Source organism: Christiangramia qingdaonensis (assembly GCF_048381525.1).
In the GTDB taxonomy this organism is placed as follows: Bacteria; Bacteroidota; Bacteroidia; order Flavobacteriales; family Flavobacteriaceae; genus Christiangramia.
The window spans coordinates 1-11,630 of sequence record NZ_JBLWIM010000006.1 but is presented as its reverse complement, the minus strand read 5'-3'; the positions used below and the strand labels follow the sequence as shown (position 1 = coordinate 11,630).

Here is an 11,630-nt window from a genome sequence, read left to right as displayed (position 1 = left end):
TTGATTTTGTATGTCTGCAAAACGCTCATTTAACAATTGTTCCCGTTCAATGCTTGAAAAGGTAGAGCTTAAACTTAAAGTAGTATTGAGTTTGCTAAAATATTTACTGCCCCTAAGACTTAAATTATGTGAATTGGAATAATTTTCCTTTACCAACGCTTCAAAAATGGTCGCTCCATTTTGATTTATACGGTTGCTATATAAAAGGTTGTTTTTTGTTTGCGAAAATTTATAAGAACTACTGGCAAAAATGGAATTAATAGGATTACGGTAGGAAATTCGCCAGCTATAATTTTGTTGAAAATTCTCTGTTATTGGTGTATTGTACCGCTGTAAATTCCGGTAGTCGGTCAGGATAAATCCGTAGTATAAATTAGTAACATCGCCAAAATTATTCTTAAGATTTGCGGATACGCTAGCTTCCCAAAATGCTGAAAACTCTTTTTTAATATATAAATCAGGTTCAAAAGTGAAGCGGTTTAAGTTTTGCTCTTTATCTAAAACAATATCTTCAATATTAAAAATGCGATAATTGAAAGGTGTTTGGAGGCGTATATTCCAGCTATTTTTCTTATAGGTAAACTTGTTTGTAAAATAAATATTTGAAGAAAAAAAATTGAGATCATTACGATAATTTCCTTTGAGGGTATCAGTTTCATTATTGTCAATTAGAATTAATTGACTATCCAATTTTTCACTTTGTATTGCGAAACCAATCTCAGGTGCAATAGTAATATCTTTTAATCCTTTGGTAAAGCCTGCGGAGTTTTCGGTAAAAAAGGTGGAAGATTTTAAAATCTGATTTGTTTCTGTATAAGGTTGCTCTTCATTCAATAATTCTTTGAATTGACCAGGATCTACATTTAAAGTTTGTGAGGATTCTGTATAGCCTGTATTAGATGCAAAGGTCATTAATTGTTTTCCGAATGGTTTAAGAAGTTTTAATTTATTTCTAAATGCCGAGAATGGGTTGTTGAGTGATTGCGAAATATGGTCATCTTGGGTACGAATATCACCAAACTGTGAATCCCAAAAGCCATTTATTTCCAAAGTGTTTTTCAGGTAATTATCATCTGTGTTCTTTTCCAAAATGAATTTGGACTGTAAATTTTCGATATAAAAATTATTATTAACTCTTTCGGAAATGGAAATGGTATCATTCTGTGTAAAGAAAAGGGTTTGAGTATTTCCCATTTGTTGTTGGCTATCGTTCAAATAGGAAACATTTACCTTTAGGTCAATATCTTTTTTAAGCCGAATCAAATAATTAGCTGATCCTAAATGTACATTATTGTCCAGCCAGCGTTCCTGGGAAAAAGATGGTGCTGCAATTTTACGGATTGAAAGCCAATCCCTTTTGTTGATATTAAATTCCTGTCTTCCAATATCTTCAAAGGAAAAGTCCCTGATCTCGCGAGATACATCGTTGCCCGTGTTGTTGCTCTGGTATGAAAAAATTGCTTGTTGTTTTTTGGTAAAAACCATCGGGGTAATATTTGCTTTCCAAAGAATGGGTGAAAGACCGCTGCCAAATTCAGCACTGCCGGTTAAGGTCACGTTTTTTTTAAGTTTTATATTTAAAGAAGCCCTTTCGGAAAATTCCAGACTGTCCAATAGCTTTATGGGTTGGTGGTTTTCCAGTATTTGAACCTGCGATACATCATCTGCCGAGAGGTTATTGTTGGCGAGGTTATACCGTCCTTCCAATAGATCGAGGCCTTCTATATAATATTTTTGGATAGGTTCGCCTTGGTAGTAGATCTGACCGGAACTGCGTATTTCTATTCCAGGCATTTTTTTTAGCACATCGGCTATCACGCGGTCTTTTTGATCTTTAAAAGCTGAAACGGAATAACTAAGGGTGTCTCCTCTTATTTCGATTATATTCGATTCTATATGCACCTCCTTCAATTCTTCTGATGATTCTGTAAGGCGCACTGTAAGATGTTGAGTTTTATTTTGAAGTTTGCTATTCCAATTTTTGAAGCCCAAGTGTGCAACCTTAATAAAAAAGAATTCTGAATCAGCCTTTACATCTATTTGAAATTTACCATGATTATCTGAAATTCCATAAGCAACTATATTTGCAGTTGAATCTTGGCTTATAGTAATGGTTGCCCCGCTCAAACGTTGCTTGTCCTTATCAGTAATTTCGCCGGTAATAACTGTTTGCGAAAAACCTTTACTGAAGATAAATACCAACAAAAAGAGAAAACAGCATTTTATCTTCATTTACTTTACTCAAGTTCGATAGGATTATTTTGATTTTTCAATCTTGCCCTTTGATTTCTATCATATTTATCCAAACCTTCTTTTGGGATGTGTATACCGGGATTGTTCAATATTAGGGATGGCTTTTCCCTTATTTTTTTTCGAAACAAATCTAAATTAGCATCTGAAATTCTGGTGTAATCTTGATCCGCAACATTTACGGACACTTTAATTTTCTCTATACCTTTGGCTGTAAAATGATAGTGATTTTTTGAATCATAAACTTCAAGGATCATTCCAGGCAGACCGTTAAACTTATAAGGACCTTCCGGAACCGGTAGGTTAGGGGCAAACCATGCTTCATAATCCCTGCCCTTAAAGTGTATACGTGCTAAAGTAGTTTCATATCCCATTATATTTTTTTTACTGTTCTCAATTTTCCAAACTAACTGGGGTAATTTATTCTCTGTTTTATATTTAAATGTAGTAAAATCATATAAACAGATTAATTCATCATTTTTCCGATCCTTATATATTTTATATCTAAATTTCGATTTTTGAATCCCAAATAATGCCCTAGGATTTTTAGAGCTTAATATAGAATCTTTTAGGTGCGTAGTTTGACTTCTGAATACAGAAACCTTATCGTCCACATCTAAGTACATATATTCTGTATCTACAGAAGATTGATCTAAAGAATCAATTTGAAATGACAGTTCATAAGTTATCCGTAATGGATTATTGCTTTGTTGAGAAAATAAGAGTATTGGTAAAAAGAAAAACAGATGAGAAATAAATTTTTTCATATAGTTTTAAGTTCTATGGGATTTTCTTCTTTTAATTTTTTCTTATGCTCTTTGAGCATTTCCGTTTTTTTTGAATTATCAGAAAAATTAATTTTTATACCCGTTTGCTCCATCTTTTTAAATGGATTTTCTTCGTACTCTTTTAAAACCTTCAAGAAGACCTCTTTTTCGGTTTTAACTGTGTTTGAACTGTTATAAAAAGGAATCGGATCTTTAATCTTTTTTAGATTGATCAATTTGAAATGATATTCTTCTTCACTGTCAGATATTTCGAGGATTAGACCGGGCAATCCACCAAATTTATAAGGACCTGAGCTAACTGGAATTTCCGATGTAAACCAAGCAGAATATTCACGTCCAGCATACTCTGTTTTTGCTTTTTTACAGACATAACCAGCTATAGTTTTATTTTCATTGCGAATTTCCCATTTTAGTTCGGGATTTTCCTCATAACTGAAATTGTCTTTTAGCACTTTTTGTTTATAAACTATATTGGATTTACTAAGTTCGTTCACGATGACATAGTCAAATTCGGTTTGGGGAAGATTTCTTAGTACACTTGAAAAACCAGAATTTGTATTTTTTTTATTTCTCAGTAATGAATCTTTTTTATGTTTTCCTAAACTCAAAAATTTAGTATAATCTGAACCAATAAGTAACAACATATCTTCCTGTTTTTGGAAATTATCCACTTTACTTGGTTGATACGTTAATCTATAAATAGCCTTATAATTTGTTGAATTACCGTTCTGAGCATTTACAACATTTTGGAAGCTTAAAAATAATAGTATTATTAAGCAAAAATGAATTTTTATTTTTAACGTCATATCAAAAAATTTTAAATTATAAAAAACAGGGCTGGAATTTCAGCCCTGTTGCATTCAATTACTCACACCAATAAGCTTCTGCAAACTCAATGTGATCTATTAGCATTTCCATTGAAGTAACGTATACACATCCTGAAACTCCACAGGATAATGTTACATTTACACAATCATCCACTTCTTCTAGTGAATTATCTCCAGCGAATGTAGATGCAGTTCCCAAAACAAGTGCGAGCGTTAAAAATAAATTTTTTATAATAAAAATTTCAAGATTATAAATATTTTTTTGTTGTCTGCGAAGAATGCTACATTTGCAGCATATTCCTCTGGTTGGTAGAATAACATGTTACATAGGCAGGTTATTTAAGAGATTAATAATTAAGCAATATTAAGAACTCCCCAATCAGGGGTTTTTTACTATTATGAAATAAGATCAATTAGAAATTAATGGATTCGAAGTAGGGTAAGAATCACATATTTAAATATACAAAAAAATCTAATTTAATTATTTTTTCACTTTAAACTTTTGTTTTCAACATAGAAAGGAGAAATAATGTAGAAAATTCAATAAATCATTTATAAATTTATTGTTATGGAATGATGAATTTGATCCATATTTGCAGCTAACGGTCCCGGTTATCGCCAGTTGGCGGAGTAAGGGACGCGGATTTGTCGGCTTAATATTGGTTTGCTGGTCAAGATAATTATTTTCATACTAACGCTGCCGCTTATTGGCGATTAACCGTTGTTGCCTGCAGTAATGATACTATTCTTTTTGTTTTTATTCGCGAAAAAAATTAGTGCCAAACCTATTGTAAAGCAGGATAAATTAAATAGTAATTCTTGGTTTAATAGTTCCCATATTGATGGATGAAATACATCGTTTGGAGTTTCTAATACGGTTGTTTCCTGATTTCGAATTCCATTAAAGACTCTTATTAAGGATTGGAGGTTAAAAATTGTATGAATGAAAGCCGGGATAATAATGTTTTTAGTTTTATAAAATATCCCACACATTAATACTCCAAAACAAAAAGCATAAATTACCTGGGATGTGATTTCATTTATGGAATCTGGATTTTTAAGTAGGTTTATATAATGACCTATTCCAAATAAAAAAGAAGAAAATAATGCGCCTAACCAAATTGATGAAAAATAGTCTGATAATTTGGGAAATATTATTCCTCTGAATAAAATCTCTTCGGTAAATCCTACCAAACTTAAACTGAATATAAAGATTAATAATTCTAAAGAAATGGCACTTTTAAATGCACTAAAACTCATTATTAACACGAAGAATAAATAAGCTATTGGAATAAGAAATATTCTTTTGTCTTTTGATTTTAAGGTTTTTTCAAGATTAAGTCTGAATAGAAGAAAAACTAATAAAAGTAAAAGTGGAAAAAGTAATATTAAATTTGATAGGTATCCTTGATATAATATTGGCATCGAAAAAGTCCCTGTAAAAGAATTTATTGGATGTTCAAGCAAAAGATATGCTATATATCCAAAGAATAGAACCAGAGTATATTTCATAGGAAATTTATCTTTCATTATTGCTGGCAACGGTCTCGGTTATCGCCAGTTGGCGGATTAAGGGACGCGGATTTGTCGGCTTAGTATTTTGTTGTTGATGAAGTTAATTATTTTCTTTCTAATGCTGCCGTCTATTGGCGATTAACCGTTGTTACCTGCTGTGGTGACATTTCTAATCTTGAAATAATTCTATTTGTATTTTTTGACATTGAAGACAACGATAAAGTATAGAAGAATTGCTATCATTAATTCGAATCCGTCTTCTATTTGGTAGCGACCGTCCCAAAATAATATTTCTTGTATAGAATGAATCAGTAAAATAAAACCACCGAATATAACTGCTCCTATTAATTCTTGAACTCTTAAATTCTGAACTCTTTGTGTTTCATTTTTGTCTTTAGAAAAAGTTATTATAAGCAAGGATATTAAAACTATATCCTTTATAATCCAGGACATTCTAGCTTGTTCAAGCTGCACTAAATCTGCAAGAGGAATTTTTAGTATGAAAGCGATAATGCTAATTATAAAAATCACAAAAGCGATTAATTTATATTGATTCGGGAGCAATCTATCATTCATTTTTGGAGTTCTTTTAATGATTTGTAAAAGTCGGATTCTTCGAGCATCAATATGTTATTATATAACAATTAACTTTCCGAATTCTGAACTATAAACACAATTATTACAAGGGATTTATGCTACTTATAAGTATCCGAATTTTAGATTTGTTACTTTATTTTTGTTTCAATTTTGTTCTTAATTGATAATTTTCTTCTGGAACCATTGCAGGTAACGGTTTCGAATAATCGTCAGTTGTGGTTGTATGTATTCGGATTTGTCGGCTTAGGTTTTTGTTTGTTGGATTCTAAAAATACTATTTTATTTCAAATGGCCACAATTGCGAATATTCGTTGTTATACACTGGTGCGACAGAGCCGAGTGAGAACCTCAGATAGGCCGCTGTCGGGAATACTCTGACCTTTATACAAAATCTTGCTCGTCTTTTTCAATTATTGCGTCTGAGTAAGCGTCCGTTTCTTGGTACTAAGCTTCTTTTTAAAGAAGTTCTTAGTAGCTAATTTGTTTTTGAGCAGCTACCAAAAGCTTCTTTACTTTTTAAATTTTTCCTGAACGATCTTTTAGAATTTTCGATAGAACCAGGATTTTCTAAGCTACGATTTACAAAAGATTCTTAGTTGAAAATTATCAATTGAAGCTTTCAAAATTCGAATTTTTCAGATTGGATTCTTATTGTTTTTAGTAGCTAAAATCGTTGCGGAGCACTTGTGTATAACGGTTTCGGTTATCGCCAGTTGGCGGAGTAAGGGACGCGGCGTTGTCGGCTTCGTATTGGTTTGCTGGTCAAGATAATTATTTTCTTACTAACGGTGCCGCTTATTGGCGATGAACCGTTGTTGTTGTGCGTTTTGTTGTTCGTATTACGTTCTTGAATTGCTAATATTATTACTCCAATTACAATTAAAATGTAAGGAGTGTATGTTGGCCAAGCTCCTGACATCATTTGAATTAAATAAATTATGGCAATTAGATTTAATAATATTATTAGACCAGAAGCGAGAAAATAAAAGAATGTTCTTTTCTTTCTAATCAGAACAATTGTGGAAATCAATTCAAAAATAATCAGTAAAATCGGCAAACCAAACCAAATTAAATAATCCATGAATTTCATTAGAAGAATTTAGTTTTAAAAAATTGGTTTTTCCAATTCAAAGCAAAATCTTCAAATTCAGGGACGAACATATCTTTTAATTTCATTTTCTGGAAGAACAAGCAACCTGAGCAAACAGAAACTAGTTCATCAGAATTTTTAATCTTTTCAATTAATAATTTTTCTTTAGGATCTAATTTGTACTTATTTCTTTTAGCCAATTCTTCTAATGTTATTGCAGCCATGTACTTTTCTGCATTATTTTCTGAGTTTAATAATTTAGAAATAGAGGAGTAGTTTCTATTTTTTAATTTGCGTGTTACTTTTTTCACTGTTTTTGAAGCAGATCCTTCATAATAACAGGCAAATCCGACCATCTCTTCTTTGTCAATATTTTCTTGAGCACTAAGAATCGTGGTAAATCCAATCAGAATTATTGTAAATATCAAGTTTTTCATTTCTACAAAATGCACTACAATGGTTTCGGTTATCGCAAGTTGGCGGAGTGGGGGACGCGGACTTGTCGGCTTAGACCTGGTTTGTTGGTCAAGTTAATTAATTTCTTTCCAAGGCTGCCGCCTATTTGCGATGAACCGTTGTTCTATGCAGTTTTTTTATTTCGTCAACTTGTAATTAGTTACCAAAACAGAAGCAGAAATATGTAGAATTCTTTCAAGTTCTCTAATCATATCTACTGTCAATCTTTTCTTTTTATTTAAGATTTCTGAAACTCTACTTTTTCCTCCAATTACACCAACTAAATCTTTTTGTTTTAGATTCATTTCTTCCATCCTGATTTTTATTGCTTCAATTGGATCAGGAGCATCAATTGGATAATGTTCATTTTCGTAATTGTCAATCATCATAGAAAGGATCTCCGCTTCATCTCCCTCTTTTGAATCAGTTGGAGCATCAAATATTACTTCAAGCCTTTCTAAAGCTTTCTCATAATCTTGTTCGGTTTTTAAAGGTTTAATTTTCATAGCTCTAATTTTAAATTGTGTTAGCATCTATTTTATCATATTCTGCATGTGTTCCAACAAATCTTATAAAGGCCCACTTTCGGTCATAATTGAATTTTACAATTAATCTATATGAGTTTCCTTTAATATTGAAAACAACTCTACTATCTTTTAAAATGCTAGCATTTATATAAGTTTTCTTAATATCATTTGGAGAATTCCAATTGGAGCTTTTAGCTGTTTCATACCAAGTCTTTAAATATTGTTCTGAATCAGAATGCTTTTCCCAGAATTCTCTCAATGTCTTTTTTGCAACTATTCTTTTCATTCTAAAAAATCTAGAACAAAGATAATAAAAGTTCTCTATTTTAGAACTTTGTAGCAGAATCTTTATTAAAAAAATTGCTTAGAACGGTTACGGTTATCGCCAGTTGGCGGAGTAAAGGACGCGGATTTGTCGGCTTAGTATTTGTTTGTTGGTCAAGTTAATTATTTTCTTATTAACGCTGCCGTCTATTGGCGATTAACCGTTGTTGTTGATAGTTATGATTACTCAAGAACATAAATGCTAATTGGTTCACAATCGTGTTCGTTACCATAAATCATTAATGGTTTTTTAATATTTAATCCATTAAAGATTTCAGGACCAAGGTTATTAAGTGCTTTGTGTAGTAAAATATATGTTTTATATATTATAGAGTTTCTTAATGCTTGATATGTTCCTGAGTCAAAAACGTAGTCGTCTACCTCAAATTTTTCTATAGTATTTTCTAAACTAGTTAGATTTTTCCAAATCTTACGATAATCAATCTTTTCAATTGCGATATATATTTCATTATCTGGATAAAAATCTAAATATTTTGGTTCTTTTAAAATCGGGTATTCTCCAGTTCCATATCCTGCAATCGATGCTTTAGGTATAAAATCAAATTCTAAAAAGATCGCCTGGTTTTCGATTTCTTTTTTTTCATCTATTAGTTTTGATTTTATTTCTGAAAATGCGGTTTGGATATCAGATACGAGATTTGAAATTATTTTGTTTTCGTCAAAGTCGAATTTAAGAGCTTCTTTAAAACATTTCTCTAATTCAGAATTTTTCTTTATTCTTTTTAGTTCAAAAGGTTCTTCATCCTCTAAATAATTATTTATTCCAATGCTCACATAATGTTGATTCGTTTCATGAATGTATTCATCGATTATTTTTTCAATTGATCCTTCTCTTGCATAAGAATAAGATTCTTGAAATAACTTTTTTAAATTTTGCAGAATTTCGTCTTTCATAATTGGCTACAACGGTTACGGTTATCGCAAGTTGCGGGAGTAGGGACGCGGACTTGTCGGCTTAAATATTTTGTTTCCTGGTTTCTAAAATTACACTTTTTCTATAAAACCCGTTATTTGCGATGAACCGATGTTGGCATTAGTACTTAGTCCACAAATGTTTCTTTAAGCACCTCTTTACATTTTTTGATTTCTGTGTTGGATAATGATTCAAAGATTTTTACAATTCTTTGTTTATCAATTGTTCTAATTTGATCAATTGCAATCATTCCTTTTTTTTCATTTGATTTTACAGGAATTCTTGTCGGATATTTTTTCGTATTTGTTGTCATAGGAGCAACTACAATCGTTCTTAAATATTTATTCATCTCATTTGGAGAAATGATTACACAAGGTCTGGTTTTCTTGATTTCACTTCCAACAGTCGGATCTAGATTAACTAGAACTATATCGTATTGATTTAAATCCATTCATCGAAGTTTTCATCATCAAAAACATCATTCATCAGAAGTTGATCATCTTCATTTTTGGCCATTTTCTTAAATTTCTCTTCCCAATTTTTTCTTGGCGAATCAATTGGTCGGAGTATAATTTGACCTTTTTCTAAAATGAGTTCGACTTTATCTTTTATATGATATTTCTCGAGAATCGTTTTGCTTAAACGAAGTCCTTTTGAATTTCCAATTTGTATGATTGAAGTTTCCATAACTTTTATTTTTGTAAATACAAAGTTATTACTTTAAATCAGATTTCAAAATTAAATTTTCTCTGTTGAAGTATTAATGCCAACGGTCCCGGCTATCGCAAGTTGCGGGAGTAAGGACGCGGATTTGTCGGCTTAGTGGTTTTAATCATTGGTCTCTAAAATAGCAATTTTCAGTAAACTACCAGTTATTTGCGATGAGCCGTTGTTGGCTATTGGCTGCTATAGTTGACAATATTTCTCCATAGCTTCAATCACCATTGAATTATTATCACCTAATTCAATCGCTTTATTAAGGTCTGAACAAATTTTTTCTAAATCATTATCTGGAATTTCAACTTCTTTGGAAGCCATTACTTTTATACCGTTTACATCAGATAATTCTCGACTATCTCCTAATTCATATTTTCTCATATAAGCAAAAGCCCTATTACCATAGGCATTTGTAAAGTAAGGTTCGATTTCAAGTGTTTTATTAAAGTCTTTTATTGCCTCATCAAACTGGAAATCATTTAACTTCATAGTTCCTCTAGCAAAATATCCTTCTGCCCAATTAGATTCTAATTCTAAAGCCTGATTAAGTTTTTTTATAGCTCCTTTATAATCAACTTTTCTGTATAGTTCCTGAGATTCATTATAGAGTTCGAAAAGTTTATCGTTTACTTTATCTTTTTGATATACGCCATTCTCATAAGCGTTTTTTCCTTTGATTTCTCCAGTTGAATAATATGAAATAGACTCGCCATCCATTTTACCATTTATAAATGTTGAAGTTTGTTTTAATTGGCCATTTGGATGAAACATTTTCCAAACGCCACTTTCATTACCATTTTTGAAGTTTCCTTCTTGCATTAAGGTTCCATCTTCATAAAAACGTTGTTCCAGACCATTTGAAATTCCATTTCTATAATTGATTTTATCAGAAACTTCTCCGTTTAAATGGTACAATAATCTTGAACCTTTTAATTTTCCTTTATCCAGATAACCTTGACCTTGTATCTTTCCATTTAAGTAATAGTCTATAAAAGGACCTGTATAAGGTTCTTGACTTTCATCCAAATACCAGCTTCCATTTTTCTTGGTCATTAATTTTGTAGAAGGAATGGCCTTTATGCTATCAGATCTTTTTGAGTAGGCTTTTGTGAAAACATAAATAATCCCATCTACATTTTTAAATTTAGTTGATTCAATTGCTTCTTTATTTTTAAGTACTTCAACTCGATCAATTTCTTTTTCACTTAAAGTTCCAAAACCTTCTTTTGGTTCTTCAATTATGGGAATTGAATCCACGATATAAAGAACATTTTCATTAGAATTCTGAGCCTTTCCTATTACGGAAATCATTGTGAAAAGTAGAATTAAAATCTTGTTGTTCATTCGAATCATGTTTAGCAGCTTGTAGCCAACGGTCTCGGTTATCGCCAGTTGGCGGAGTAAGGGACGCGGATTTGTCGGCTTAGTATTGGTTATTGGTCAAGTTAATTATTTTCTTTTTAAAGCTGCCGTCTATTGGCGATTAACCGTTGTTGTGTGCTGTGTTTTAAAAGTATCTATTTGATTTAGGTTGAAAATTAGATAAATCGTGTTTCCCTCCAATTTTGATAAATTCTTCTTCCTTCTTTAAAACTTTATCTTGCT

General features: G+C 31.4%; 13 protein-coding genes. All 13 read right to left on the bottom strand.

Annotation, left to right across the window (positions count from 1 at the left end; genetic code table 11):
* Window positions 1–2,205: carboxypeptidase-like regulatory domain-containing protein (locus tag ACNI3T_RS00700; protein WP_418226177.1), on the bottom strand; the 2,205-nt coding region annotated here is incomplete at its 3' end.
* A gap of 32 nt (window positions 2,206–2,237) precedes the next feature.
* Window positions 2,238–3,017, bottom strand: a complete 780-nt coding sequence (locus ACNI3T_RS00695; protein ID WP_418226176.1) for a GLPGLI family protein — start codon at window positions 3,015–3,017, stop codon at window positions 2,238–2,240.
* A complete protein-coding gene (locus tag ACNI3T_RS00690) occupies window positions 3,014–3,844 on the bottom strand; it encodes a GLPGLI family protein (protein ID WP_322300625.1) in 831 nt (276 codons plus the stop codon). Before ACNI3T_RS00690 ends, ACNI3T_RS00695 begins: the two co-directional genes overlap by 4 nt.
* 735 nt (window positions 3,845–4,579) lie before the next feature.
* On the bottom strand, window positions 4,580–5,395 hold the full coding sequence (locus tag ACNI3T_RS00685) for a CPBP family intramembrane glutamic endopeptidase (RefSeq protein WP_418226175.1): 816 nt from the start codon (window positions 5,393–5,395) through the stop codon (window positions 4,580–4,582).
* Window positions 5,396–5,566: 171 nt separating this feature from the next.
* Window positions 5,567–5,956, bottom strand: a complete 390-nt coding sequence (locus ACNI3T_RS00680) for a hypothetical protein (protein WP_418226174.1) — start codon at window positions 5,954–5,956, stop codon at window positions 5,567–5,569.
* 724 nt (window positions 5,957–6,680) lie between these two features.
* Window positions 6,681–7,067, bottom strand: coding sequence for a hypothetical protein (locus tag ACNI3T_RS00675; RefSeq protein WP_418226173.1), 387 nt, complete (start codon window positions 7,065–7,067; stop codon window positions 6,681–6,683).
* Window positions 7,067–7,519 carry a hypothetical protein gene (locus tag ACNI3T_RS00670; protein ID WP_418226172.1) on the bottom strand — a complete coding sequence of 151 codons (453 nt, stop codon included), beginning with the start codon at window positions 7,517–7,519 and terminating at the stop codon, window positions 7,067–7,069. The genes ACNI3T_RS00675 and ACNI3T_RS00670 overlap by 1 nt, the downstream gene beginning before the upstream one ends.
* Window positions 7,520–7,660: 141 nt before the next feature.
* Window positions 7,661–8,029 (bottom strand): helix-turn-helix domain-containing protein, encoded by a 369-nt coding sequence (locus ACNI3T_RS00665; protein WP_418226171.1) that lies wholly within the window; start codon window positions 8,027–8,029, stop codon window positions 7,661–7,663.
* A 10-nt stretch (window positions 8,030–8,039) separates the two neighbouring features.
* Entirely contained in the window at window positions 8,040–8,336 is a 297-nt protein-coding gene (locus ACNI3T_RS00660; protein ID WP_418226170.1) for a type II toxin-antitoxin system HigB family toxin, read from the bottom strand.
* 221 nt (window positions 8,337–8,557) lie between these two features.
* Window positions 8,558–9,289: a hypothetical protein gene (locus tag ACNI3T_RS00655; RefSeq protein WP_418226169.1), complete on the bottom strand. Its 732-nt coding sequence runs from the start codon at window positions 9,287–9,289 to the stop codon at window positions 8,558–8,560.
* Window positions 9,290–9,435: 146 nt separating this feature from the next.
* Window positions 9,436–9,759 carry a type II toxin-antitoxin system PemK/MazF family toxin gene (locus tag ACNI3T_RS00650; RefSeq protein WP_418226168.1) on the bottom strand — a complete coding sequence of 108 codons (324 nt, stop codon included), beginning with the start codon at window positions 9,757–9,759 and terminating at the stop codon, window positions 9,436–9,438.
* Complete coding sequence (locus tag ACNI3T_RS00645) at window positions 9,750–9,995, bottom strand: AbrB/MazE/SpoVT family DNA-binding domain-containing protein (protein ID WP_026915895.1); 246 nt, start codon at window positions 9,993–9,995, stop codon at window positions 9,750–9,752. The genes ACNI3T_RS00650 and ACNI3T_RS00645 overlap by 10 nt, the downstream gene beginning before the upstream one ends.
* Before the next feature lie 219 nt (window positions 9,996–10,214).
* Window positions 10,215–11,369: a hypothetical protein gene (locus ACNI3T_RS00640; RefSeq protein ID WP_418226167.1), complete on the bottom strand. Its 1,155-nt coding sequence runs from the start codon at window positions 11,367–11,369 to the stop codon at window positions 10,215–10,217.
* Between the last annotated feature and the right edge of the window lie 261 nt (window positions 11,370–11,630).

What these genes read in the sequence shown, in the direction of transcription:
- ACNI3T_RS00695 (WP_418226176.1), bottom strand. Translation starts at nt 3,017, where the DNA reads ATGAAAAAATTTATTTCTCATCTGTTTTTCTTTTTACCAATACTCTTA.
- ACNI3T_RS00690 (WP_322300625.1), bottom strand. Translation starts at nt 3,844, where the DNA reads ATGACGTTAAAAATAAAAATTCATTTTTGCTTAATAATACTATTATTT.
- ACNI3T_RS00685 (WP_418226175.1), bottom strand. Translation starts at nt 5,395, where the DNA reads ATGAAAGATAAATTTCCTATGAAATATACTCTGGTTCTATTCTTTGGA.
- ACNI3T_RS00680 (WP_418226174.1), bottom strand. Translation starts at nt 5,956, where the DNA reads ATGAATGATAGATTGCTCCCGAATCAATATAAATTAATCGCTTTTGTG.
- ACNI3T_RS00675 (WP_418226173.1), bottom strand. Translation starts at nt 7,067, where the DNA reads ATGAAATTCATGGATTATTTAATTTGGTTTGGTTTGCCGATTTTACTG.
- ACNI3T_RS00665 (WP_418226171.1), bottom strand. Translation starts at nt 8,029, where the DNA reads ATGAAAATTAAACCTTTAAAAACCGAACAAGATTATGAGAAAGCTTTA.
- ACNI3T_RS00660 (WP_418226170.1), bottom strand. Translation starts at nt 8,336, where the DNA reads ATGAAAAGAATAGTTGCAAAAAAGACATTGAGAGAATTCTGGGAAAAG.
- ACNI3T_RS00655 (WP_418226169.1), bottom strand. Translation starts at nt 9,289, where the DNA reads ATGAAAGACGAAATTCTGCAAAATTTAAAAAAGTTATTTCAAGAATCT.
- ACNI3T_RS00650 (WP_418226168.1), bottom strand. Translation starts at nt 9,759, where the DNA reads ATGGATTTAAATCAATACGATATAGTTCTAGTTAATCTAGATCCGACT.
- ACNI3T_RS00645 (WP_026915895.1), bottom strand. Translation starts at nt 9,995, where the DNA reads ATGGAAACTTCAATCATACAAATTGGAAATTCAAAAGGACTTCGTTTA.
- ACNI3T_RS00640 (WP_418226167.1), bottom strand. Translation starts at nt 11,369, where the DNA reads ATGAACAACAAGATTTTAATTCTACTTTTCACAATGATTTCCGTAATA.